Source organism: Pseudactinotalea suaedae (genome assembly GCF_009733815.1).
GTDB classification, from domain to species: Bacteria; Actinomycetota; Actinomycetes; order Actinomycetales; family Beutenbergiaceae; genus Pseudactinotalea; species Pseudactinotalea suaedae.
In genome coordinates this window covers 301,339-324,646 of the sequence record NZ_WNXY01000001.1, presented here as the reverse complement: position 1 = coordinate 324,646, position 23,308 = coordinate 301,339, and the positions used below count along the sequence as shown (strand labels likewise).

The window sequence follows — 23,308 nt, the reverse complement described above, 5'->3', positions numbered from 1 at the left end:
CAATCTCGTGTTCCGGGCCGGCTCAGGCGAGCCAGCGGTCGAGCCCGGCGGCGACGAAGTCGTCGTCGGTCAGCTCGGGGTAGATCTCGTAGACCCGGTCGATCTCCTCGAGCTGACCGGGTGAGAGGCGCTCACGCTCGTCGAGGCACCAGGTGCCCTCGAGCAGGCCCTGCCGACGGAGCACCTCGTGGCACCCGGGGATGCAGCCGGCAAGGGCGTTGCGGGCGTCGTAGACGGCGGCGTTGGCATCGGTGACGGCGGCGTCGAGCGCGAGCAGGTCACGTGGCACGGACTCTCCTTGGCCGTCGGCACGGAGCAGCTCGAACAGCTCGACGGCGCGGCGCGTCCAGACGCTCCAGTGACCCAGCAGACCACCGCGCACACGCACGTCGACCGTCTCGGCGCCGCGCCGGAAGCGGAAGGGCTGCAGCAGATCGAGCACGATGTGGTCGTCGTTGCCGGTGTACAGGGTGATGCGGTCCTCGGCTCCGGCGTCGAACACGCCGCGCACGATGTCCACCGTGCGGTAGCGGTCGAAGGGCGCCATCTTGATCGCGACGACGCGCTCGACACCCGCCAGCTCGTACCAGAACTGCCGGGACAGATGAAAGCCCCCGACCTCGGGCAGCAGGGCGAAGCCCACCAGCGGGAGCACCTCGGCGACCGTTCGCACGTGGTCGAGGACGGCGGCCTCGTCACGGTCCCGCCACGCCGCGATGTTGAGAAGCGCGGCGGTGTAGCCCAGCTCGTGCGCCACCTCCGCCTCGGCGACCGCCTGCGCCGTCTGGCCCGCGACGCCCGCGACCAGCGCGACGGGCCGCTCGGCCCACTCGCGCGCCGTCGTCGCCGCCAGCTCCAGGACGGGGCGGTACAACCCGGCGGCACGGATGCCGAACTGGGTGGTGTGCACCCCGATCGCGATCCCGCCGGCGCCCGCGTCGAGGTAGTACCGGGTCAGCGCACGCTGGCGGCGCTCGTCCAGCGTGCGGTCGGCCGTCAGCGCCAATGGGTGCGCAGGCAGAACGGCGCCGTCACGCAGCACCTGCAGCCCTGGCGCGGGTTCGATCGTCGTCGTCATCGACAGCCTCCTCGGGCCGCGATTGAACCACGAAAGATCATCGGTGCGCAACCGATTGTGCATGCTCAGGCCAGTGCGGCTGCTCTCGCCGGGGTCAGCGTGTCCATCCCCGTGTCGTCGATCGTCCCGCCGTACCCGAACGGAGCGGCCCCCAGCGTGCGGAGCGAGACGCCGCCGTCACGGATCTGCAGCCGGACCCGGCCGGCCTCGACGGCGTAGACGTCGGGGTGAGCCAGCACCGCCTGCTCGTCGACATCGGCGCCCAGCGGTGCCAGTCGGCCGAAGTAGTGGTGACCGTTGCGCTCGACGTGGCTCAGACCCATGGCGGCACAGACCACCAGATCCTGGCCGACGGTCAGCGGTGGGATCGTGCACAGGTCCTCGGCGGTCAGCACAGTGCGCCGTCGCTCCCCCCGCGCGGCGATCAGCGCCGCGTTCGCCAGACCGCGGAACACGCCCTTGCAGCCCTTGTAGGTGCCACCCGAGTACCCGAGGTCCATCGCGCGTCGGACGGCGTGCAGATCCTCGTCCGACTCGTCGATGATCACCGGGGCGATGCGGACCGCGCGCTCCAGAGCCGGCGTGACCTCGCGCGACAGCGCGACCGAACGGTGCAGCGGCTGCTCGACCGCGACAAGCCGGTCGAGGACACCCTCGAGTGCCGGGGCGTTCCGCAGGCCCTGCAGCCAGGTCACCAGGTCGTCACCGCTGCGCATCGACTCGTTGCCGTCGATCGTGAATGCGGGACGGACGCCCTCCGCTGCGCAGATCTCCTCGACACGACGGATCCGCTCGACATCGGCCTCGATGTCGCCCACGGTCTTGAGCTTCAGCCACTGCAGACCATGCCGCCGCACCGCGCCCTGCACGCTGACGGGAAGGGTGTCATCGGGGTCGTCCACGATCTCGGCGTCCGTGAGGGGGTCGCCGAGTCCGACGGTGTGGCGGATGCCGATGTGGGCGGCGCGCCGCACCGGACGCGGTGGTCGCCCCACGAGCTCGGGGTGCACGCGCGCGGCGTCGAGACCCAGCGCCCCGCTCTCCAGCGCGTCCCAGAACGGCCGACCCAGCCCGCGGCAGGCGGCGTCGATGATCGCGCGCTCGATTAGTGCGGTCCCCAGGCCCGCCACGAGACCGCTGACGCCGAGCCGCCTGGCCCAGTCCCGCTGCCGTTCATCGAGGTCGAGCGCGAGGTCGAACGGCGTCTCCGCTCGCAGACCGTGGGCATGCGCCGCCGCCGCGAGGATCGCTTCGCTCAGCTGCACGACCTCGTCCTGGAACGGCAGCGCAGCATCCTTGACGAACCATTTCGGCGGCAGGTGCTCGCTGGCGTGGCCGGTCACGGTGGTGGCGCCGTCGTGCAGGTCCACGCGGACCAGTACGTGCGGAGCGTTGGTCATCTCGGCGATGCCGTACCGGAACGGCAACCGGGTGGCCACCGGTGCGACGAACGCCTGAACCCTGTCGATGACGAAGATGGTCGGCTCCTCTGCCTGCGCGACGACGGGCGTCTGCCCGCCTGCCCCGGGACCGTACAGGTCGGCATACTGAGCCCGTGAACCCGGCGTCGTTGACGACACATGCACAACGTGTGGATCGATGGCTCGGCGAGCGCCGACTCGTGCCTTCCGACCGGTGCGGGCTGCACGAGCCGTTGCCCGGCTGGGCGTGGCGGCCGCGGCTGCGGGACTTCGACGTGTGGATGGTCCGCGGCGGTCGCGGCCGGGCCGTGCTCGACGGCGAGCACCCGGTCGAGCTGGCGCCGGGCACGCTGCTGCTGCTGCGGCCCGGCGACCACGGCCGCATCGAGCAGGACGAGAGCGACCCGGTCAGCGTCACGTTCTGCCACTTCGCGGTGCTCGATCACACGGGCCGTCCGGTGGTGATACCGCCCGATCTGCTTCCTGCTCGCGTGCACCACGTCGAGCTGGGCGGCCAGGCGGCGTCGGCTCTCGGAGCGCTGGTCCGCACCATGCAGGGAAGCGCACCGATGCGCACGCTCCGGTCGAGGGCGCTGCTCATGCAGCTCGTGTCCGCGATCTACGCGCTGCCCGCGCGGCTGAGCGGAGCCGCGGCGGCCGACGCACGACTGGCGCAGCGCGCAGCCGCGATCGTCGACGCCGACCCGTCGCGGCGGCACTCGGGCGTGGAGGTGGCCGCTGCGATCGGGGTGACCGCTCGGGATCTCGCGCCCCTGTTCCGCACCCATCACGGCATGACGTTCCGCGACTACGTGCTCGAGTCGAGGCTCCAGCGAGCCCGCGTGCTCGTCGGCGAGACCGATATCCCGATCACCAGGATCGCCCAGATGCTCGGTTACGGCGACCATGTGCTGCTGAGCAAGCAGTTCAGTGCCCGCTTCGGTCGATCTCCGCGCTCGTTCCGTCACTCGTGACACCTTTGCGGGCGCTCGCGCCATCGACCGCGCGTCAGCGGCCGTCCTAGCGTGTGGGCATCACCCCATCGGCACGAGGACTCGCCATGACCACGATGACCAACACCCGCACCGACGACGAGGGCGGGGAGTACGACAGCGGGCTCTATCGCGATGACACGCCGGCCACGCTGCTGCCGTCGAGCACCGCACTGGATCACCGCATGATCGGCGAGTATCGAGATCTCGGGTTCCTCGCCATGGCCGATGTGATCTCGCCCGCCCAGGTGCGGGACGCCGTCCACGGCCTCGCCGAGCTGGCCGCCAGGCGGCCCGAGGGCGTGGACATCCAGCTGGAGGCCTTCGCGCACGAGCGCCTGGCCCAGCTCGAGGCCGACGAGCAGCTCGACGTCGTCCGCAAGCTGCAGCGATTCGTCCACGCCGACGAGCGGCTGCGGCAGGTCGCAGCATCCGAGCAGGTCCTCGGCCCGGTCCGGGCGATCCTGGGCACCGACGACGTCGTGCTCTTCCAGGACATGGCGCTGCTCAAGCCTCCAGGCGGTGGTCGCGAGAAGCCGTGGCACCAGGACAAGGCGTTCTTCGCACTGAGCCTGGAGACCCCGATCGTCGGGGTCTGGATCGCGCTGGACGAGGCCACGCCGGCGAACGGCTGCATGCACGTCATCCCGGGATCGCACCTCGAGGGCCCCATCCCCCACGTACGACGGCGCGACTGGCAGATCTGCGACAGCAAGGTCCCGACGGCGCGTGACGTCGTCGTCCCCTTGCCGCCCGGCGCCGCGCTCTTCTTCGACGGGCTGCTGCACCACGGCACCCCGGCGAACGTCACGAGCACGCGGCGGCGCGCGCTGCAGTTCCACTACCTGCGCCGCGACGCCGTCCGAACCTCCGATGCCGAGAGGCTGATGGTGTTCGGGCCAGAAGGCGCCGACGCCGAGTGCTGACGCACTGGTGAACAATCGTGTGCGCACACTAGTGTCAACGTGGACATCTCCTGATCCGTTCCACGATGCGAGGACGCCGTGCGCGAACCAGCCCCGTCACGTTCGACGCTGGCGCACGTCGCCGCGCTGGCCGGGGTGAGCGCCAAGAGCGTCTCCCGTGTCTTCACCGACAGCGCGCACGTCTCGGAGGACACGCGCGAGCGGGTGCTGGCAGCGGCACGACGACTCCACTTCCGCCCGAACAGGCTCGCACGGGAGCTCCGCTCGGGTGCGGTCTCGCGATCGGTCGGACTCGCGATCGCCGATCTCGCGAACCCGTTCTACTCGCAGATCGCCGCCGGTTGCGAACAGGTGCTGCGGCGACGCGGCCTGGAGCTGGTGATCGCCTCGACCGGGGAGGATCCTGCCCTGGAGCGGGCGGTCGCCGAGAACATGATCGGACGCCGGGTGCAGGCTCTCGTGCTCGTCCCCACGGGTGGCGACCAGTCGTACCTGCGCTCGGACACCGAGCTCGGCACGGTGATCCTGGCCCTGGACCGCCCCGCCGCCCATCTGGCCGTCGACTCGCTGGTGGCAGACGATGTGCGGGGCGCCGTCATGCTGGTCGAGGACCTGCTTGCCGCGGGGTGCCGCAGGATCGCCGTCGTCGCTGACATCCCGCAGGCCGCCACCGCTCAGACCAGGCTCGCCGCCTGCGAGGCGGCTCTGGTGCGCGCGGGGGTCCATGACGCGCGCTGGATCCGCTCGGGTGCGCACGACGCCGCGCGCGCGAGCCAGCTCACCGAGGAGATGTTGGCACGGTCCGAGCGCCCCGACTCCGTCATCGCGCTCAACAACCTGATCGCCGACGGCGTCCTGCATGCGCTGCTCGCGCACGGGCGCCGGCACCCGGAGGAACGAATCGCCGTGCGGGCGTTCGACGACACCGCCGTCACCGAGCTGCTCGGCGTGTCGGTCGTCGCGATCGACGCCACCGCGATGGGCGCCCGGGCCGGTGCGCGGGTGCTGGAACGCCTCGACGGTGAGGACGGGCCCCCGGTGGCTGAGGTCCTTCCCATGGTGTTCACCCGTCGTCAGGGGTCCCGGGCACGCCCTGGGCCACCACATGAACGTCGCCGAAGCGCGGCAGGAGCAGGGAGACCGGACGTGAGCACAGGGATCCGATGGGGCGTCCTCGGGGCGGGGTACGTCGCGGGAACATTCGGCCGCGCCGCCCGGCATGCCGGCATCACGATCTCGGCGGTCGGCTCGCGCTCGCCCGAGCGCGGCCGCGCGTACGCGGCGAGCCACGGGGTCGCCGTCGTCCACAGCTCCTACGAGGAGCTGGTGACGGACGACCGTGTCGATGCCGTCTACGTGGCCACACCTCACACATGGCACGCCGAGCACGCCCTCCTCGCGCTCGACGCCGGCAAGCACGTGCTCGTCGAGAAGCCGATCGCCGTCAACGCAGCCGAAGCCGAGCTGATCCACGAGCGAGCCGCGGCGCGCGGGCTGATCGCGCTCGACGGCATGTGGAGCCGGTATCTGCCGATGATGCGGCGCATCCGCGAGATCGTCGGCGCGGGACACATCGGCGCGCTCGTCTCCGTGATCGCCGACCACAGCCAGGCACTGACCGACGACCCGCTGCACCGGATCAACAATCCCGACCTCGGCGGCGGCGCCCTGCTCGATCTCGGTGTCTACCCGATCGCCTTCGTGCTGGACCTGCTCGGCCCACCGGTCACCGTGAGCGCGACCGGCTCGCTCAGGTCGACGGGGGTCGACGCGCAGGCGACCGTCGTCGTGCGCGATGCTGCAGGCGCCTGCGGCATCGCCCACACGGCGAGCAACGCGCCCGGGCCGGTCTCCGCCTCCGTGCTGGGGACCGCGGGCCGGATCGACATCGCGCGCAACTTCTACGCGCCGTCGTCCTTCGTCCGGGTGAACCGTGCGAACGAGGTCGTCGAAGAGTTCGTCTCGCCCGACCCTTTCACCGGCTTCACCCACGAGATGGTCGAGATGCAGCGCCTGGTGGATGCCGGCGAACGGATCAGCCCGTGCCTCACGCCGGAAGCGAGCATGGACATCATGCGCGTGCTCGACGCAGCGCGCCGCGATCTCGGCGTCGAGTACCCCGCCGAGCTCCAGCAGGTCGCCGGCAACTGACGGGAGTCAGTCCCCGGCGCGGGGACCCCGCCGACTCTCGCCGTGGGCCACGATGCTGGAACTCGCCTGGTCGAGGTGGTCGGACATCGCGGTGATCGCGGCGTCGACGTCCCGCTGCTGCAGCGCCTCGAAGATGCGCCGATGCTGAGCGACTCCCTCACGGAGGTCGCGGCCGCGCCGCTTCCATCCGTCCCAGGTGGCGCTGCGGTGCTCGTGGAGCAGCGGCGTCAGCGATGCCAGCGCCACCCGGAGCAGGTCGTTCCCGCTGGCGTCGGCGATCGCCTGGTGGAAGGCGACGTCCGCGTCGAAGAGGTCGGCGAGCTCGCGGGCCGACTCCAGGTCGCCCAGCCGCTCCTTGAGCGCGTCGAGCTCGTCGTCGCTGATGCGACTGGCGGCGAGCCGGACGGCCGCGAGCTCTATGGCGGTGCGGAACTCCTGCACGACCGGCGCGCCCAGATCGGTCACGAGCGAGCGCATGGCGAAGATCCGGCTCAGCTGCGCGGCGCCGGGCACCGCGACCGTAGTCCCTGAGCCCTGCCGCCTGAGCAGCAGCCCCTGCGCGGAGAGCTCGGCGACCGCCTCGCGGGCCACCGTGCGGCTGACGCCGAGCGAGGCGGAGATCTGATCGATCGGCGGGAGCGGATCGCCCTCGACGAGTCCGTGGCCGCGGATGTAGTCGACGAGGGCGCTGGCCGTCTGATCGGTGAGAGAGCTGCGGTCGACCACCATCGCATCGTAGTGGCCGCTCTCCGGCCTCCGCCTCAAACCGCGCCCCGAAACTCGGCGATACTGATGATGCGCATTCGATTGCGCAGGCCCACTGACGCTGTGTAGCGTCGGGCATCGTGCTGCCCGGCCACCGGGTCCGGGAGGCAGACCAAGGAGGGTCAGTGGACTACGACGATCTTCGGGTGCTCATCACCCACGAGCTCGATCAGCAGGATCAGACGGGTTACGACACCACGACGTTGCGTGCCGCGCTCGCGCAGGCTGAGGGCGGCGCCGGCGGCGCCCACGACGAGACCCTCCGGGCACTGCTGGACCGCGCCCAGGCAGAGTGCGCGGCCGCACCGAGCGCGCTGAACGAGCCCTCCGACCTGGAGGAGATCGCCGCGCTGTGGCCCTCCGATCACCGGGGGGTCTCGCCGCGTCCGCAGGACTACGACGACAGGCTGCTCGCGGGCTGGCGCGGTCGGGTGATCGGCAACATGTTGGGCAAGCCGGTCGAGGAGGGCGTGTACTGGACGCGGGAGCGGCTGCGTGACTACGTGAGGGACGCAGGCGCCGAGCCGCTCTCCGACTACTTCCCCGCGCCCGCGCACCTGCGGGAGCGGTACGAGCTGCGCGCCGACAACTGGGCCGAGACGACGCTCGGCTCGATCGACGGTTCCTCCCGCGACGACGACGTCGACTACACGATCCTCAACCTGCACGTGCTGGAGCGCTACGGCCTGGGCTTCACCTCCGACGACGTCGCCAAGCAGTGGCTGCACCTGCTCCCCTACGAGCAGACCTACACGGCCGAGCGGAAGGCCTACAAGAACCTCGTCAACGGCGTGCGCCCTCCGGGCTCGGCCATCCCCGACAACCCGTTCCGTGAGTGGATCGGCGCGCTGATCCGGGCCGACGTCTTCGGCTACGTCACCCCGGGCGACCCTCGTCGCGCTGCAGAGCTGGCCTACCGCGACGCACGGGTGTCACACATCGCGAATGGCATCTACGCCGAGCAGTGGGCGGCAGCACTGGTGGCGGCAGCCTTCACCTCCGCCACGGCGCGCGAGGCGCTGGACCAGGCAAGGTGCTACGTGCCCCAGGGAAGCCGGACCGCCGTCGCTCTCGATCACGTGGTCGGCGCGTTCGACGCCGGGCGCTCGTGGGACGAGACGCTCACCGAGGTGGACGAGCGGTGGGCGGGGTACCACTGGGTGCATGCGGTCAACAACGTGGCCGTGATCGCGGCGGCTCTCCTGCATGGCGAGGGCAGTTTCACTCGATCGATCGCGCTCACCGTGCTGGGCGGGCTCGACACGGACTCCAACGGGGCGACATCTGGCTCGGTGGCCGGGATCCTGCACGGCACCGCCGGGATCGAGTCGCACTGGTGGGAGCCGATCGGAGACCGGGTCCGGTCCGCGGTGTTCGGCTACGACGAGATCTCCGTGACCGAGCTCGCCCGGCGGACGAGAGCGGTCGCCGACGATGGCGCCTGAGGAACCTCCCCCAGCCCGTGCGGGCGCTCCTGCCCGCGCCGGCGAGCAGGTGCAGCCGGAACACGCGATGCGGGTGCTCTTCAGCCTCGCCTCGGTCGCCGCTCTGGGTTCCCTGTCGATCGACCTGTACATCTCGGCCTTCCCGAGGATCGGGCAAGAGCTGGGAGCGAGCGAGACCTGGGTGCAGGCGACGCTCACCGGTACGTTGATCGGTTTCGCCGTGGGCCAGCTGGTGCTCGGTCCGGTGACCGACCGCTTCGGGCGGCGGCGCCCGCTGCTGATCGCCAACGCCGTGCTGATGCTCACGGCGCTGGTGTGCGCGGCGGCCCCCGACGTCACCGTCCTGGTGGCGGCACGCGTGGTGCAGGGGGTGGCGTGCGCCGCGGGGGTGGTGGTGGCTACCGCGACGGTGCGAGACCTCTACCAGGGCGCGGCGTTCATCAAGGCGATCGGGCACGTGCTCGCGGTGACGGCGGCGGTCCCCGTGCTGGCTCCGACGGTCGGCGGCCTGCTGCTGAGCGTCATGAGCTGGCGTGGGCTGTTCGTGGTCATCGGGGCGCTCACGGTCGCGGCATCGGCGGCCTACGTGCTCTGGGTGCCCGAGGGGCCGATCGTCCGCCGGCGCACGGTCGGCCGATCACGCGTGATCGCCGGCTACCGGTACGTGCTGCGCGACCGGCGGTACGTCGGACTGACCCTGGTGACCATCTTCGTCTGGGGCGGGGCGGCCTGGACCTACATCACGACGTCTCCGTTCGTGTTTCAGTCGGTCTGGGGGCTGACCGAGGCTGAGTATGGGCTGGCCTTCGGAATCAACGCTCTGTGTGGCTGGGTCGGTGTGCAGCTCGGGTCACGGATCCGCGCGCAGGTGTCGGGTGGACGCGTGGTCGGTCTGGCCCTGGCGGCCGTCGTGGTGGTCACGACGCTGCTGTGGGTGTCGGCCATGACCGGCGCTCTCGGGCTGCTCGGCGTCATGATTCCGATCGCCCTGCTCTACCTGGCCGCTGGCGTGATGACTCCGCACATCACCCACCTGTCACTGGAGCGCCTCGGCGACGCCGCCGGTGCAGCCACTGCCCTTCCCGGCGCAGCGACGCTGGTGATGGCCGCCGTCGTCGCGCCGGTGGCTGGCATGTTCGGATCCACCGGGGTGGTCGCGATGGCCTCCGTCATGCTCGTGGCGGTGCTCGCAGGCGCGCTGGTGTTCCACCTGCGGGTGCGCCCTCACCTGGGGAGCACCGGATGAGAACGCCGTCCGGTGCCCGCATCATGGTTCCATGACAGCCACCCAGGTCGCGCTCATCGGTTCCGGCTACCGCTCGCACACGTTCGCGCGGGTGATCGCCGCCGTCCCTGACACGCTACGGCTCGTGGGTGCGGTGGTCCGCGACCCGGATCGAGCCGCGGAGTTCACCGCTGAGCACGGTGTCCCCACCTGGCGGTCGGTCGCCGACGCGGACCTGGAGGCCGTGGACGTCGTCGTCGTGGCGGTGCGCGGGTCGGCGAGCGCCGAGGTGATCGCCGAGCTCAAGGATCGCGGCCCTGTCGTGCTGGCCGAGACCCCGCCCGGCGTCGACGTCGCCGAGCTCGAGGCGCTCTGTGCGCTCGAGCGTGACGGGCTGAGGATCCAGGTGGCCGAGCAGTACCACCTGGAGCCGTTGCTGTCGGCACAGCTCTCGATCGCACGCGAAGGGCTGCTCGGCACGGTCACCCAGGCGCAGGCCTCGATCTCCCACGGCTATCACGGGGTCAGCGTGCTGCGTCGGGCGTTGCGGATCGGTTTCGAGGACGCCGAGGTCACCGCGACCACGGTGCCCTCCCCCGTCCGGCTCGGGCCCAGCCGCTACGGCGATCCGACCGAGGACAGGATGGTCGACGGCGTTCGCACGCTGGCCTGGCTCGACTTCGGTGACCGCCACGGCGCCGTCGACTTCGACGACCAGCAGGTCCGCAGCTGGGGGCGCTCGCCCAGCATGCTGATCCGCGGCACCGCGGGCGAGCTCCGCGACACCGTCGTCCGGCGCTTCCTGGACGCCCGCACCCCGATGGTCTCTCGCCTCGAGCGAGTGGCAGCCGGCGGCCCGGGCAACCACGAGGGGATGTTCCTGCGCGGATACACCTTCGAGGGCCGGTGGCCGTTCACCAACCCCTACCTGCGGGCCCGCCTCGCGGAGGACGAGATCGCCATGGCGCGCATCCTGGAGGCCATCGGCTCCTACGCCCGCGGTGGCCCGGCGCCGTACTCGCTCGCCGAGGCGGCACAGGACCGGTACCTGGACCTGATGATCCAGCGGGCCGCCACGACGGGTGAGAAGGTCCAAACGTCCCGGCAGTCGTGGGCGCCGTAGGAAGCTGCCCGCCCCTCGAGCCCCGGATGCCGTTCGCCCCTGACGAACACGCGGGCGCGGCCACCCCGATCGCTCTAGGTTTCCCTCATGGGTGACGTCATCGCATTCCCGAGGTCCTTGCTCTGGCGCGAGGCCGTCGGGCACGAGCTGCGGCGCGAGCGACTGGCGCAGGAGCGTACCCAGGGAGATGTCGCCGCGGCCGCCGGGATCTCGACCCAGTACCTGAGCGAGGTCGAGCGCGGACGCAAGGAGCCGTCGTCGGAGATCCTCGAAGCGGCCCTCGGCGCGCTCGACCTCGATCTGAGCACCCTGGCGAACCGGGTCGCCGAGCTCACCGAGCCGATGAGCGCGCCCGCCGGCCCAGCCACCTCGGCCCGCCCCTCGGGTCCGGTCCTGCTCGCCGCCTGAGATTCAGACCGCGGGCAGCAGCTTCCTGCTCCCGATCACCTCGTCGACGACGCCGTACGCCCGCGCCTGCTCGGCCGGCAGCACCAGGTCGCGACTGACCTCGTCGGCGATCTGCTCGACCGGCCGCCCGGTGTGCCGCGCGAGGATCTCCTCCAGCTGCGCCCGGGTGCGTGCCACTTCTTTGGCGGCCAGCCGGAGGTCGGGCAGCGTGCCCCGGCCGCCGACCTCCGGCGGGTGCAGCAGCACCCGCGCGTGCGGCAGCATGCCACGCCGACCCGGCTCCCCCGCCGCCAGCAGCATCGCCGCCGTCGACGCCGCCTGCCCCACGCAGATCGTCGAGACCGGTGCGCGCACGAACTGCATCGTGTCGTAGATCGCCAGGCTCGCCGTGACGGATCCGCCCGGGGAGTTGAGGTAGAGCGAGATCTCCCGCTCCGGGTCGGCCGACTCGAGATGGATCAGCTGCGCGATGATCGTGTTCGCGACCCCGTCGTCGATCTCGGTCCCGAGGAAGACGATGCGATCCGACAGCAGCCGCGAGTAGACGTCGGAGGCCCGCTGCCCCTGCGCGGTGGTCTCCACCACGCTCGGGATCGTGTAGCTGGCCGTCATGGTGGTCGACATCAGGCCAGCACCCCCGCCCGGCGCCGCGCGGCCAGCCGCAGCACGTCCGGTCCGTCGGCGATCGCGTCCACGAACCCGTACGCCAGCGCCTCCTCGGCGGTGAACCAGCGGTCGCGGTCGGAGTCGCGGTGGATCGTCTCGACGCTCTGGCCGGTGTGCTCCGCCGTCAGGGCCGTCATCACGGCGTTGGTGTGCTCGAGGTTCTCGGCCTGGATGGCGATGTCGATCGGCGAGCCCTGCAGCCCTGCCGACCCCTGGTGCATGAGCACCCTCGCATGGGGTTGGGCGTACCGCTTGCCCGGCGTGCCGGCCGAGAGCAGGAACTGCCCCATGCTGGCCGCGAGCCCGGTCGCGACCGTCACCACGTCGTTGCCGATCATGCGCATCGTGTCGTAGATCCCCAGTCCCGCGGAGACCGAGCCGCCCGGGGAGTTGATCAGCAGCGCGATGTCGGCTCGCGGGTCCTCCGCCGCGAGCAGCAGCAACTGGCTGGTCAGCCGCCGCGCGATGTCGTCGTCGACCTGCTGCGCGAGCACCAGGATGCGGTGCTGCATGAGGTTCTCGATCAGTCTGTCGTCCAGATTTGCCATGGTGGTTTCCTCTCGTCGGAACCACCATGAACCCGCCCGACGGCGGATCTCACCTCATGCTGCCCGCAGCAGATCTGCCCTGGGCAGAGTGAGGTCAGGAGGTCAGCCCTCGGCGCGCCCGGCTCGCCAGTAGCCCATGAAGGCGACCGAGCGACGGTCGACGCCGTGCTCGCGCACCAGGGTCCGGCGCAGCCGGGTGACGACTCCCGCCTCCCCGGCCAGCCAGGCGTAGAACTCGCCGCTCACGGTCTGCTCGGGCACGTCCCAGAGGTAGCCGTCGGGGTCCACGGGGAGCTCGACCTCGCTGCTGTCGGCGCCGTGGCGGTCACCCAGCCACAGCTGCAGCAGGTTGCCGACCGCGGGCTCGAGCAACGCGCCGTGGGCGGCGTCCTCGCGGGCGAGCCAACGCACCTGCACGCCGGGCGGGGCCGATACCGGCAGCATGTCGTCGGCGTGCGGGACCTCGAGCAGGGCAGCGCCCATCGCGTGCGCAGGCAGGCCCTCGAGAATCGCGAGCGCAGCCGGTACGGCGGTCTCGTCGGCGACCAGGAGGAACCGGTCCGTTCCCGGTGCCGGCTTGAAGCTGGTGCCACCGTAGGGGCCGCCGTGCGCGAGGTTCGGGCCGCAGAGGATGATCTCGTCACCCACCGTGGCGGTCGTGGCCCAGCGCGAGGCGGGTCCCTCGTCGCCGTGGAGCACGAAGTCGACGTCGACCTCGCCCTGCTCGGCACGCACGTGGCGGGAGGTGTAGGTGCGCACCGCGTTGCGGCTGGCCGCATCCCGGCCCATCAGCTCCTGGTACCAGCTGAGACCATCGGCGTCACCGACGTCGAGCGACCCGTCGGGCGCGGGCAGGATGACCTTGACACGCTGGTCGTCTCGGTCGTCGCCGAGCGCCATGAGCTCGGGACCGGCGAACGTGATCCGCAGGAAGCTCGAGCTGAGGCGCTGCACACGTGAGACCGTGGTACGGAACAGCCGCCAGGGCTGGACGGTACGGGTCAGGGTCGCTGTCATCGGAATAAGGCTAGCCTTGCCTCACCAATTTTGGCCAGAGAGGTACGTCACACCTGCCGACTAATCTCACGGGGGTGACGAGATCCGAAGACGCAGGTGAGAGCGAGCCCGAGGCCCCCGACCTGCCGCGCACCATCTGGTTGCTGTCGGAGAACCGGCGCGTCGCCATCACGGTCCTGATCGCCGTCGTGACATCGCTCACGGTGCAGCGCGTCCTGGTCAACAGCTATGAACCGTTCCGCGAGCTGGCCAGGGAGGACCTGCCCGGCGCGGCCCTGCTGCTGCCCGTGATGGTGTGGGCGGCGTTCACGCTCGCTCACATGGTGCTGACCTGGCTCGCGTACCGCGGCCTGCGAGGCGACGACTTCCGCGTCGCCATCACGGCCGACCCGAGCTGGCTCAAGTACGACAAGCGTCGCGACGGGACGTTGTTCCGCTGGGTCGTGGGCGTGGGTCCCTCGAGCTGGTCGACGTCGATCGCGATCTTCGCGCTGGTCGCGGTCGTGGCCCTGGTGATGCGGCCGGCGTTGCGCGAGCTGCCGCTGGCGTTCGTGATCGCGCTGGTGATGGTCGGCACGGCGTGGTTCAGCGTGGCCGTGACCTACGCCGTTCACTACGCCCGCGTGGATCTGACCCGCGGGGGCCTGGAGTTCCCCGGGGAACGCCCGAACAGGTTGCTCGACTACTTCTATCTCGCCGCGGGTATCCAGGCGACCTTCGGGACCACCGATGTCGGTGTCCGCACCACCGAGCTGCGTGGGCAGGTGCTGTCGCAGAGCCTGATCGCGTTCGTCTTCAACACGGTGATCGTCGGCATGGTCATCTCGTTGCTGCTGACGAGCGGATGAGCACCCGCGCCTACACGTGGGACCAGCTGCGCCGGTCGAGCCTGGCGCGGCAGTTCCCACCAGTACGCGGCCGCGGCGTCGCTGCCGTGAGCGATCTCATGAGCAGGATCGGGCCGCTGCAGACCCAGACGGCGCGGTCGGCCTTCCTCGGGATCGCGGCCAGGTTGCCCGGCGTGACCCCCGCGACCCTCACCGAGGCCTACGAACGACACGTGCTCGTGCGTGGCAGCTCGATCCGCGGCACCGTCCACACCTCGACGGCGGAGCACCACGTCGCGCTGGAACGCGCCACCCGCGTGGGTCAGCGCGCCATGTGGGCGCGCACCCTGAGGCTCGAGAAGACCACCCTGGAGGAGGTCTGGGACGGGATCGAGGAGTTCGCGACACCGGCCTGGCGCGAGGTCGACGAGCTCGCCGCGCACCTGCGCTCCTGGCTCGAGCAGCGGGGCGAGCAGCCGACCGACCAGCTCGGGCAGCCCCTTGGTCGCTACCTGGCGTTCGGGCACGGCGGGTTGATCCGACGACCGGTCGCCGGAGGCTGGGACGGACAGACCCGACCGGCGTACCGGTGGGTGGGTGCCGCTCTCGCCGACGCCGGGCACGAGGACACCGCCAGGCTCGCCGCGCTCAGGGCGAGCACGCACGAGGAGGCGATGGCCGCCGTCGTGCTCCTGCACCTACGCAGCCACGGACCGGCCAGCCGCCACGACGTGGCATGGTGGGCCGGCGTCGGGCTGCGGGAGGTCGATGCGGCGCTCGCGCGGCTGGAGCACCGACTGAGCGTCCGATCCGGCCCTGACGGCCGGGACTACTGGGACGTGGCCGACGGCGTTCGTCGCCCGGTCGGTGACGTCGGGGTTCGTCTGCTCCCGGAGTTCGACGCGCTGATGTGCGGCTACGACCCGCGCGCGCGGGAGCGGTTCATCACGCCCGAGCAGCACGCGATCCTGTGGAACCAGAAGAACGGTCTCGTGCTCCCGCCGCTGCTGCACCACGGGCGGATCGCCGGGTGGTGGAGAGCTGAGGGCTCAGGCCGGTCGCGACGGTTTCTCGTGACGACGTTCCCGGGTGTGGCTGCACCCGCGGCGGCGGATCTGGAGCGCGCCGTGGCGAGCGCGGCTGCGGTGATGCAGTGGGAGATCGCCGACGTGACGCTCGAACGCGGCTGAGTGTCGGCGCCTCCCCCTAGGTTGGCACCGAGGCGAGGGGAATCCATGGACGACGAGCGCAGCGGTCCGCGGGTGTGGCCGGCTGAGCCGAAGCTGGGCACCGCGTCCGAACGGGAGGTGTGGGACCGCCTGAGGGCCCAGCTGCCTGACGATGCCCACCTGATCGGGAACCTCCGCCTCAGCGAGGAGGAGAAGAACCACGAGATCGACTTCCTGGTGCTGCTCCCCCGCCGTGGCGTGATCGCGCTCGAGGTGAAGGGTGCAGGCATCGGGTGGCGCGCGGAGCACGGCTGGTCGATGACCCACAGGGGTCGGATCTCGTCGATCGATCCGGTGGAGCAGATCCGGAGCGCGATGTACGCGGCGCGGCACCGGGTGCGCATGGATCCCCGCTGGGGTTCGCGACCGCAGCTGCCCTGGGCGCACGGCGTCGTGACGCCCTTCACCGAGTTCGGGCCCGACTTCGACCTGTCGGACCTGCAGCGCTGGATGCTGCACGACCGTGGTGATCAGGACCAGCTGGCGGCCCGGCTCGCCGATCAGCTCGACCGCACCCGGCATGCCGGCACCGAGCTGCCGTACGGCGACGACCTGGACGTCGTCGCCGAGATCCTGACCCGGCCGCGTGTGATGGTCGAGGACCCGCTGTCCGACTCGGAGGAACGCGCGGCGGTGGCCGATCAGCTCACCATGGAGCAGGCGGTGCTGCTGGGTGCCACGCGACTGCTGCGGCGGGTGGAGGTCCGCGGCGGTGCCGGTTCCGGGAAGACCGTGCTGGCGCTGCAGCAGGCGAAGGAGCTGACCCGCGGGGGCGGCGGCCGATCGGGCGAGCGCGTGGCGCTGCTGTGCTACTCGATCGGCCTGGCGCAGCACCTGAAGCGGGTGGTGAAGGCGTGGAGCTGGAGGGAGCGGCCGGCCTTCGTGGGCACGTTCCACGAGTTCGGGACCCAGTGGGGTGCTCCCACCGGCACACGTCAGGACAGCGACTTCTGGGAGACCGAGCTGCCGGTCGAGATGGCGCGGCTCGCCGCGGAGCTGCCCGCCTCCAAGCGGTACGACTCGATCGTGGTGGACGAGGCGCAGGACTCGCGGACTCGTGGTGGACCCCGGTGCTGAAGGCTCTGCGCGACGAGGACAGCGGCGGGCTGTACGTGTACTCCGACGAGAACCAGCGGCTGTTCGCCCGGTACGGCGAGCCGCCGGTCCCGTTGGTGCCGCTGGTTCTTTACCACAACCTGCGCAACACGAGGCAGATCCTCGACGCTTTCGCACCGCTGGCGCCGTCCCGGATGCGCGCCCGCGGCAGTGAGGGGCCGGCGGTCCGGTTCGTGCCGGCCTCCCCGGCCGACGCCCTCGGCGTCGCCGACGACGAGGTCGAGCGGCTGCTGGAGAAGGACTGGCCCCAGGAGCACGTGTGCCTGCTGACCACGGGCAAGCGGCACCCGGTGCAGGTCGAACGCGCCGGCGACGGCGACCAAGAGGCGTACTGGCAGACGTTCTGGGACACCGACGACGTCTTCTACGGCCACGTCCTGGGGTGCAAGGGGCTGGAGCGCCGGGTCGTGGTGCTCTGCGTCAACGACGACGGCTCACGCGAACGCTCCAGGGAGCGCCTCTACGTCGGGATGTCACGGGCGACCGACCTGCTCGTGGTGGTCGGCGAGCCCGAGGTGATCCGGGCAGTGGGTGGCGACGAGGTCGCCAAGCGGCTAGGTATCGGCCTCACCTAGAAGCCGGTCCCTGGCCCGGCCTGGCCCCCGGGGCTCGCGGGTTCCACGCAGAGGCCAGACGTTCGCCGGACTTGCGGCTCACCAAGCCGCCAACACGACACCACGTCCACCCAGAGGCGCGCTCGCGAGAGAGCGGGTTCCGGCAATCGACCTACCAGCACCCGGTTCAAGCCCGGCCTGGTGGACCCGGGCTCACCAGTTCGCGCAAGACTCTGCGTTCGCTGGACGCGCGATTCGCCAAGCCCGGCGAGCACGACGATTTCCGCACTGCGCCGCAGGCCACGTCCACCCCGACGCGGGCCACCAAGGACCGCCCCGCGGCCCCCTTGCCCCTCGAGCGGGGCCGGGCCGCCGTCCCTTGAGCCTTGTGCGCATCCGAGGTCAGAAGGGCGGTGGGCCGTCGTCATGGGGGCGTCGCGGCTCCCCCGGGCGCTTCGGCTTGCGCCGCGTGAGGTTGCCGTTCGCATCCTCGACGTAGACGAGTCCGGCAGCGGTGGTCCAGGTGCGGCGGCCATCAGCATCGGTGACGTAGCTCCATCCGCCATGCGTGAGGAGCACGTGGTCGCGACGGCAGCCCGGGTCGAGATTGGCGACGCAGGTCAGCCCGACCGGCCAGGGAATCCTGTGGTGGAGGTCGCACCCGTCCGACGACACGCTGCACGCGGGATGCACGCACTCGGGCTCGCGCGCACGGACCAGGGCGGCCATGGCCGGTGGCGGTTCGTAGACGTCGCGGCTGACCTCGAGCACGGTGCGGTCGAGCGGGTCGGTGACCATGCGCGCCCACGGTCCACCAGCCGCCAGTGCACGTGCGACCGACCCGGGGATGGGGCCGTAACCCTCCAGCTGGGCAGGTTCATGAGCTCCGGCGTCAGGAGCGGGATCGTCAGGAGCTGGACTGGCAGGGCCCACGTTGTTGTCTGGAGCTGAGTTGTCGACAGCCGGGGCATCAGGCACCGGATCATCAAGAGCTGGATTGTCAGGAGCCCGGTCGTCAGGAGCCCGGTCGTCGGGAGGCCGGTCGTCAGGAGGCCGGCTGTCAGGAGCCCGGCTGTCAGGAGCCCGGCTGTCAGGAGCCCGGTTGTCAGGAGCTCCGTTGTGATGCGCTCCGTCGGCTCCTGGTCCTGCCCTGTCGAGGCCGCCCATCGCCGTCGTCAGCGGGATCACCACTCGCACGTGCGCCGAGACCCCGCCGATCACGCCGACGCGCATCACGCACTCGGGGGTGACCTCCTGCGGTGGAGAGCCCTGAACCCCCTCACGGTCACGGTGATCAGGATCGACGGGACGCGGTGGACCGGCAGCATCGGAGGCTTGGGACGGATCGTCGGTGCCCAAGGTGCCGGCCGCCTCGGCACCATCCGCGTGCGGACGTCGACATGCACCGATCCACCCGGTCTGGATCGCGGCAGTGCCCATGAGCGCGAGGGCGTCAGCGCGAAGCTGATCGAGCGAGCGCGGATCGCCGACGGTCTTGGCCGATCGAGCAGCGGCATCGATCGCTCGGTACAGCTGCGTCGTCTCGACAGCCGGCATGACGGCGTACAGGCTCGCCATGCCGTCGGGGAGCACGCGCGGACGATCGACGCGACGCTTGGCCGCCGCTGCCTGGCAGCGCTGCTCGTAGTGCGCCGGGTCGACCGCGGCGCGCGCTGTCGCCAGGGCGCGTCGCAATCGCCCGGACGGCACGTGCGGTGCCGTCGCGAGCACCTCGTACTGAACATCGAGCGCGGCGTCGGGCTCGAGGTCTTCGACGCCCGCGACGATCAGATCGGCCTTCGTCGCGTCGATCTCGCCAGCGGCGAGCGCCTCGGCGGTCGGGATCCCCACCCCACGGAACGCCCGGCCGGAGCGCACGAGCGTCTGTGCGGCCCGCCGCCCGATGCCGAGCCTGAGCGCGAGCTCGTCACCGGCGATGTTCGGCTCACCGGACCGGACCCCCAGACTCTTCAGCGTCGCCAGACCATCGGACATCACGACGCGGCGCGCCAACGCTGCGGCCGCCTCCCGCTTGCGCAGGGCGCAGTAGCTCTCGAGCCGCGCCCAGTGAGCGACCATCTCGACGGCATCCTCATCCGAGTCCACCAGGTCTGCTGGTAGCTCCTCGAGCTCGCGCATCAGGTGTGCCGAGGGCTGCAGCTGCTCCAGCCAGGACACCGGCCCCAGCTGCGGATACTCGAGATCGTCCAGCCAGCCGCGCTCCGGCTGCCAACCCGGCGGGGGCTCATCGGACGCAGGAAGCACCGGCACATCGGTCCAGTCGTGCTCCGCCCACACCCCGTTCGGCTCGCTCGGTCCGTTCGGCTCGCTCGATGAACCATCCGCGACGCTCTCCGGGCTGCCGCCATCCGCGCCTGGTGCTCCGTGCATGCTGGCGGCCGCACCCTCAGCGGGCACCTCGTCACCGGCCGGCTCGAACATGTTTCCACGGTAGAGGTGAGGTCCGACATCGGCCGTCTGCGGCGGTTTCCCGTCGATGAAGGCCCATCCTCTTGGTGACGGCCGAGGTGCCGATCGGCACCTCGACGTCCCCGCACGCTGGGATAGCGTGATCGACATGCAGATCCTCGCCGGCGGCCGCGACGCGGACGTGTTCGGCTACGGCGACGGGCTCGTGCTGCGCCGCTACCGCGACGGCCGCTCCGCCGAGGCCGAAGGTGTCCTCATGCGTGACCTCGCACGGCTCGGCTTTCCCGTGCCTGCTGTCGAGTCGGTGACGGGACCCGATCTCGTGATGGAGCGCATCGACGGTCCCACCATGGCCACCCAGCTGCTCCAGGGCGACCTCGACCCGGTCGAGGGCGGCGCCCTGCTGGCGCGGCTTCATGACGATCTGCACCGGCTCCCGTGGCCGGGTGGGCAGCCGCTGCTGCACCTGGACCTGCACCCCTTCAACGTGCTGATGAGCTCACGCGGGCCCGTCGTCATCGACTGGCCCAACGCGCGCACGGGGGCACCTGGACTCGACGTCGCGATGACCGCGCTGATCCTCGCCCAGGTCGCCACCTACCCGGAGATCGTCGCCGACTCCGCGCTCGGTTCGGCACCGTCCGACGACGTCACCGCGCGGCTTCCTGAGCAGCTCACCGCGCTCCTCGCCTCGTTCGCGCGGAGCACCGCGACGCCGTTCGCGCCCCATCTCGACGACGTGGAGGAGCTCCGTCGAAGCGACCGCTATCAGAGCGAGGCCGAGCGGGCCCGGCTGGGTGACGCCGTCGCGCTGGTGCGCTCGCTCGCCATCGGCTAGGACGCAGCGGCGCCCATGTGCTTGCTGGTCAGGACGCTCAGTCGTCATCTTGCACGCAGCGGCGCCTTGTCCTGGTCAGGACGCTCAGTCATACATGCCCTCCACCCACCACGACTCGCCTTCACCGGCAAGGAGCAGCGCGGCCTCACCGCACACGACCTGCACATAGGTGCGGGGCCGACCGCCGGCCCACCAGCGCTCGTGGACCGGCCACGGACCGGCCCAGCCGGTGACCTCGCGAGCGCGCTTGTTCACCTCCACCATCGCCGGCATGCCGTGCAGCACGCCGCGCTCGCCCACGGTGACGGGGCGGCCGTCGTCGTCGAGGACCTTGGCCGGCATCGGCGAGGTCGGCACGGTCGCAGGGAGCGGCGAGGGAATCTGCCCCGGCCACGGCGCCTTCGGATCCCGCAGCGCGACCGGCTCGTCACCCCACGACACCAACCGCACCCGGTCCCGGGGCGACCTGCCGCCCTGCAGCACGGGGCTCAGCACCGCATCCGCCCCGATCAGCCCTTGCACCCGCAGCGCCGCCCTCCCCGCCTGCGCCTGCCCGCGCCCCACCCGACCCCACAAGCCGTCGGAGGCGACAGCGGCGGGGCTGACCTCTTCCGCGGCGAGCTCCAGCGCCGTCACGGGTGCGCTGGGTCGCTGCCCGCTGCGCCCGGACAGCCAGCCCTCCAGCTGCCACCGCACCCGGTCGGTGAGCTCGACGGCGGTGAGCGCGCCACCATCGAGCCGCCAGGTGCGCTCCAGCGCCCCGCCATCCTCCGTGCGCGCCTGCACCCGCAGCCGTGCGCACACCACACCGCGCCGCATCATGGCCGTCTGCAGCTCTTCCGCCAGCCGCCGCGCGGCGAACGCTGCCGCGTCGATCCGATGTGCGGGCGGGTCCAGATCGGCCTGCACCACCACGTCCGGCTCGGCCCGCCGCACCCGCGGCGGCTGCGCGTCCAACCCGCGTGCCAACCGGTGCGCCTGCAAACCCCACGCACCGAAGCGTGGCCCCACCTGCGCTGTCCGCAACCGCGCCAGATCGCCCAGCGTGACCAGTCCCAACCGCCGGAACAGGTCCACCAGATCCACCATCCGGGCGCGCGAGTCCCGTGTGGTGGCCACGTGCACCAGGTCCCGCACGTCGCACCCGGCGAGCCGCTCCGCCGACCGCCCGAGCGGCACCTGCTCCGACGAACGCGCCGCCAGCATCGCCATCAGCATCCCATCGGCGATGCCGACCTGGGCCTCCACACCGGACTCGGCCGCCGCCCCCACGAGCGCCTCCGCCAGCGCGTCCTCCGAACCCAGGTAGCGACTCGCCCCTCGCGCCGGCAGCACCGCGACACCGGGCCGCAGCAGGTTCGACTCCGGGACGACGCTCTCCAGCGCCTGCATCACCGGTTCGAAGGCGCGCACGTCACGCCCCTCATCGGCATTGATCAGCACCAGCTCCGGGCACAGTCCCTGAGCGCTGCGGCGCCGCATCCCGCGGCGCACGCCCTCCGCCCTCGCGCGCGCCGAGACCGCCACCAGACCTCGGCCATCGTGCAGCGCCACCGGTTCGTGGGCCTGCGCCAGACCCTCCGCCACCGCGGCCGCCACCGGCCAGTCCGGTACCCACAGCACCGCGAGCCGGGTGGCCTGCTCGGCCCCGTCGCGCGCCGGCGGCTCCTCCGGCAACGGTGCCGCGACCAACGCGCTCATCAGCCCGCCCTCGCCAGGTCGAGCTCGTGGATCTCGCCCTCACCCTGCGAGAGGCGAGCATCCACACCGATCGGCGCCAGGTCGCCGTCGGCCCCCATCCGGACCCGGACCTGACGCGGTTGACCGAGGCCGCGCGCGTAGCCGGTGATCGTGGCCTCCCGACCGGTCAGCACGCCATCGCCTGCCCCGACACCGAACCACGACCGCTCCCCCACCTCCAGCACCGCGTGCGCACCCGGCCACACGTCACCGGACAGCAGCACCGCCTCCCGGTGCCGCAGCCGGTGACCTGCGCTGCGGCGGTCCGCGTCGGTGAGTGCGGGGCAGCGGCCGAGGACCACGACATCGAAGCCATCGATCAGGGCACCCAGCACCGCGGGGGCGTCCGGACCCGGCTTCGGCACCACCACGGTGCGGTTCAGGTCGAGCCCGGCCTCCGCGGCGGCCGCCAGCCCCACATCAGGCATCGCCACCACCGCGCACCAGAGGTCCAGCCCAGGCGCGTTCGCGGCCGCTGCGGCCAGCGCCAGCAGCACCGACCTCGACCCCGACACCTGGATCGCGCTCCCTCGCCGCAGCCCACCCCAGGGCAACAACGTCTCCACGCCGGCCGGCAACGGCAGCAACAGCTCCGGAGGAACCGTGCTCGACGGCGGCGGGACCGGTCCGCTCGCCGCGCTCGCGAGCGTGGTGACGCCCGTGAGCCGCTGCCGCAGCCCCGTGCTGGCCTCGGCCGTGGCCAACGCCCGCTGGGCCGCGGCGAGACGAGCCTCTCGACTCCGCTCGCGCTCCCTCGCGCTCTCCTGCCGCACGGCTTCCCGCATCACACACCTCCTGCCTACGTCTCG

21 protein-coding genes are annotated in these 23,308 nt (G+C 71.5%); 12 read left to right on the top strand and 9 right to left on the bottom strand.

Annotated features, from left to right (window positions below; genetic code table 11):
• Window positions 1-22 precede the first annotated feature (22 nt).
• Both GPA04_RS01560 and GPA04_RS01555 read right to left on the bottom strand, forming a co-directional pair.
• The gene (locus GPA04_RS01560; RefSeq protein ID WP_156221632.1) at window positions 23-1,078 is read right to left on the bottom strand and encodes a dihydrodipicolinate synthase family protein; all 1,056 of its coding nucleotides are present in this window, start codon (window positions 1,076-1,078) and stop codon (window positions 23-25) included.
• A 65-nt stretch (window positions 1,079-1,143) separates the two neighbouring features.
• On the bottom strand, window positions 1,144-2,658 hold the full coding sequence (locus tag GPA04_RS01555; protein WP_156221630.1) for an enolase-like domain-containing protein: 1,515 nt from the start codon (window positions 2,656-2,658) through the stop codon (window positions 1,144-1,146).
• A gap of 11 nt (window positions 2,659-2,669) precedes the next feature.
• Between GPA04_RS01555 and GPA04_RS01550 the strand changes: the two genes are divergently transcribed.
• The 3 genes from GPA04_RS01550 (at window position 2,670) to GPA04_RS01540 (ending at window position 6,568) form a co-directional block, all read left to right on the top strand.
• The gene (locus GPA04_RS01550) at window positions 2,670-3,473 is read left to right on the top strand and encodes a helix-turn-helix transcriptional regulator (protein ID WP_156221628.1); all 804 of its coding nucleotides are present in this window, start codon (window positions 2,670-2,672) and stop codon (window positions 3,471-3,473) included.
• Window positions 3,474-3,559: 86 nt separating this feature from the next.
• Window positions 3,560-4,417 (top strand): phytanoyl-CoA dioxygenase family protein, encoded by an 858-nt coding sequence (locus GPA04_RS01545; RefSeq protein ID WP_156221626.1) that lies wholly within the window; start codon window positions 3,560-3,562, stop codon window positions 4,415-4,417.
• A 78-nt stretch (window positions 4,418-4,495) separates the two neighbouring features.
• Window positions 4,496-6,568: a Gfo/Idh/MocA family oxidoreductase gene (locus GPA04_RS01540; RefSeq protein ID WP_156221624.1), complete on the top strand. Its 2,073-nt coding sequence runs from the start codon at window positions 4,496-4,498 to the stop codon at window positions 6,566-6,568.
• Window positions 6,569-6,574: 6 nt separating this feature from the next.
• On the opposite strand, the gene GPA04_RS01535 is transcribed toward GPA04_RS01540, so the two are convergent.
• Window positions 6,575-7,294: a FadR/GntR family transcriptional regulator gene (locus GPA04_RS01535; RefSeq protein ID WP_162458491.1), complete on the bottom strand. Its 720-nt coding sequence runs from the start codon at window positions 7,292-7,294 to the stop codon at window positions 6,575-6,577.
• Between the two features lie 164 nt (window positions 7,295-7,458).
• Between GPA04_RS01535 and GPA04_RS01530 the strand changes: the two genes are divergently transcribed.
• The 4 genes from GPA04_RS01530 to GPA04_RS01515 all read left to right on the top strand — a co-directional run bounded on the left by GPA04_RS01530 (window position 7,459) and on the right by GPA04_RS01515 (window position 11,534).
• The gene (locus GPA04_RS01530; RefSeq protein ID WP_206674078.1) at window positions 7,459-8,778 is read left to right on the top strand and encodes an ADP-ribosylglycohydrolase family protein; all 1,320 of its coding nucleotides are present in this window, start codon (window positions 7,459-7,461) and stop codon (window positions 8,776-8,778) included.
• 67 nt (window positions 8,779-8,845) lie between these two features.
• Window positions 8,846-10,024 (top strand): multidrug effflux MFS transporter, encoded by a 1,179-nt coding sequence (locus tag GPA04_RS01525; RefSeq protein ID WP_162458490.1) that lies wholly within the window; start codon window positions 8,846-8,848, stop codon window positions 10,022-10,024.
• Window positions 10,025-10,055: 31 nt separating this feature from the next.
• Complete coding sequence (locus GPA04_RS01520) at window positions 10,056-11,126, top strand: Gfo/Idh/MocA family oxidoreductase (RefSeq protein WP_156221618.1); 1,071 nt, start codon at window positions 10,056-10,058, stop codon at window positions 11,124-11,126.
• A gap of 87 nt (window positions 11,127-11,213) precedes the next feature.
• On the top strand, window positions 11,214-11,534 hold the full coding sequence (locus tag GPA04_RS01515) for a helix-turn-helix domain-containing protein (protein ID WP_156221615.1): 321 nt from the start codon (window positions 11,214-11,216) through the stop codon (window positions 11,532-11,534).
• Window positions 11,535-11,537: 3 nt separating this feature from the next.
• Here the strand turns inward: GPA04_RS01515 and GPA04_RS01510 are convergent, their stop codons facing one another.
• From GPA04_RS01510 to GPA04_RS01500, 3 genes are all read right to left on the bottom strand, one after another.
• Complete coding sequence (locus GPA04_RS01510) at window positions 11,538-12,158, bottom strand: ClpP family protease (protein ID WP_241680523.1); 621 nt, start codon at window positions 12,156-12,158, stop codon at window positions 11,538-11,540.
• Window positions 12,158-12,748: a ClpP family protease gene (locus GPA04_RS01505; RefSeq protein WP_156221613.1), complete on the bottom strand. Its 591-nt coding sequence runs from the start codon at window positions 12,746-12,748 to the stop codon at window positions 12,158-12,160. The genes GPA04_RS01510 and GPA04_RS01505 overlap by 1 nt, the downstream gene beginning before the upstream one ends.
• Window positions 12,749-12,850: 102 nt before the next feature.
• Window positions 12,851-13,765 (bottom strand): siderophore-interacting protein, encoded by a 915-nt coding sequence (locus GPA04_RS01500; RefSeq protein ID WP_156221612.1) that lies wholly within the window; start codon window positions 13,763-13,765, stop codon window positions 12,851-12,853.
• A gap of 74 nt (window positions 13,766-13,839) precedes the next feature.
• Between GPA04_RS01500 and GPA04_RS01495 the strand changes: the two genes are divergently transcribed.
• From GPA04_RS01495 to GPA04_RS21270, 4 genes are read left to right on the top strand one after another with little or no spacing between them, the layout of a single operon-like run.
• Window positions 13,840-14,613, top strand: a complete 774-nt coding sequence (locus GPA04_RS01495) for a DUF1345 domain-containing protein (protein ID WP_156221609.1) — start codon at window positions 13,840-13,842, stop codon at window positions 14,611-14,613.
• The gene (locus tag GPA04_RS01490) at window positions 14,610-15,782 is read left to right on the top strand and encodes a winged helix DNA-binding domain-containing protein (protein ID WP_156221607.1); all 1,173 of its coding nucleotides are present in this window, start codon (window positions 14,610-14,612) and stop codon (window positions 15,780-15,782) included. The genes GPA04_RS01495 and GPA04_RS01490 overlap by 4 nt, the downstream gene beginning before the upstream one ends.
• Window positions 15,783-15,827: 45 nt before the next feature.
• Window positions 15,828-16,898, top strand: a complete 1,071-nt coding sequence (locus GPA04_RS21275) for a nuclease-related domain-containing protein (protein ID WP_241680522.1) — start codon at window positions 15,828-15,830, stop codon at window positions 16,896-16,898.
• Window positions 16,892-17,512, top strand: coding sequence for an ATP-binding domain-containing protein (locus GPA04_RS21270; RefSeq protein ID WP_241680521.1), 621 nt, complete (start codon window positions 16,892-16,894; stop codon window positions 17,510-17,512). Before GPA04_RS21275 ends, GPA04_RS21270 begins: the two co-directional genes overlap by 7 nt.
• 381 nt (window positions 17,513-17,893) lie before the next feature.
• Here the strand turns inward: GPA04_RS21270 and GPA04_RS21605 are convergent, their stop codons facing one another.
• A complete protein-coding gene (locus GPA04_RS21605) occupies window positions 17,894-19,933 on the bottom strand; it encodes an HNH endonuclease signature motif containing protein (protein WP_194238919.1) in 2,040 nt (679 codons plus the stop codon).
• Between the two features lie 136 nt (window positions 19,934-20,069).
• On the opposite strand from GPA04_RS21605, the gene GPA04_RS01475 reads away from it, so the two are divergent.
• Window positions 20,070-20,759, top strand: coding sequence for a phosphotransferase (locus tag GPA04_RS01475; protein WP_206674077.1), 690 nt, complete (start codon window positions 20,070-20,072; stop codon window positions 20,757-20,759).
• 84 nt (window positions 20,760-20,843) lie between these two features.
• On the opposite strand, the gene GPA04_RS01470 is transcribed toward GPA04_RS01475, so the two are convergent.
• Both GPA04_RS01470 and imuA' read right to left on the bottom strand, forming a co-directional pair.
• Window positions 20,844-22,460 (bottom strand): DNA polymerase Y family protein, encoded by a 1,617-nt coding sequence (locus GPA04_RS01470; protein WP_156221601.1) that lies wholly within the window; start codon window positions 22,458-22,460, stop codon window positions 20,844-20,846.
• Window positions 22,460-23,284 carry a DnaE2-dependent mutagenesis accessory factor ImuA' gene (gene imuA' / locus GPA04_RS01465; protein ID WP_156221599.1) on the bottom strand — a complete coding sequence of 275 codons (825 nt, stop codon included), beginning with the start codon at window positions 23,282-23,284 and terminating at the stop codon, window positions 22,460-22,462. The genes GPA04_RS01470 and imuA' overlap by 1 nt, the downstream gene beginning before the upstream one ends.
• Window positions 23,285-23,308 lie beyond the last annotated feature (24 nt).

Coding starts and splice junctions, on each gene's coding strand:
- GPA04_RS01560 (WP_156221632.1), bottom strand. CDS start 1,078: ATGACGACGACGATCGAACCCGCGCCAGGGCTGCAGGTGCTGCGTGAC.
- GPA04_RS01545 (WP_156221626.1), top strand. CDS start 3,560: ATGACCACGATGACCAACACCCGCACCGACGACGAGGGCGGGGAGTAC.
- GPA04_RS01525 (WP_162458490.1), top strand. CDS start 8,846: ATGCGGGTGCTCTTCAGCCTCGCCTCGGTCGCCGCTCTGGGTTCCCTG.
- GPA04_RS01520 (WP_156221618.1), top strand. CDS start 10,056: ATGACAGCCACCCAGGTCGCGCTCATCGGTTCCGGCTACCGCTCGCAC.
- GPA04_RS01515 (WP_156221615.1), top strand. CDS start 11,214: ATGGGTGACGTCATCGCATTCCCGAGGTCCTTGCTCTGGCGCGAGGCC.
- GPA04_RS01510 (WP_241680523.1), bottom strand. CDS start 12,158: ATGTCGACCACCATGACGGCCAGCTACACGATCCCGAGCGTGGTGGAG.
- GPA04_RS01505 (WP_156221613.1), bottom strand. CDS start 12,748: ATGGCAAATCTGGACGACAGACTGATCGAGAACCTCATGCAGCACCGC.
- GPA04_RS01500 (WP_156221612.1), bottom strand. CDS start 13,765: ATGACAGCGACCCTGACCCGTACCGTCCAGCCCTGGCGGCTGTTCCGT.
- GPA04_RS01490 (WP_156221607.1), top strand. CDS start 14,610: ATGAGCACCCGCGCCTACACGTGGGACCAGCTGCGCCGGTCGAGCCTG.
- GPA04_RS21275 (WP_241680522.1), top strand. CDS start 15,828: ATGGACGACGAGCGCAGCGGTCCGCGGGTGTGGCCGGCTGAGCCGAAG.
- GPA04_RS21605 (WP_194238919.1), bottom strand. CDS start 19,933: ATGTTCGAGCCGGCCGGTGACGAGGTGCCCGCTGAGGGTGCGGCCGCC.
- GPA04_RS01475 (WP_206674077.1), top strand. CDS start 20,070: ATGCAGATCCTCGCCGGCGGCCGCGACGCGGACGTGTTCGGCTACGGC.
- GPA04_RS01470 (WP_156221601.1), bottom strand. CDS start 22,460: ATGAGCGCGTTGGTCGCGGCACCGTTGCCGGAGGAGCCGCCGGCGCGC.
- imuA' (WP_156221599.1), bottom strand. CDS start 23,284: ATGCGGGAAGCCGTGCGGCAGGAGAGCGCGAGGGAGCGCGAGCGGAGT.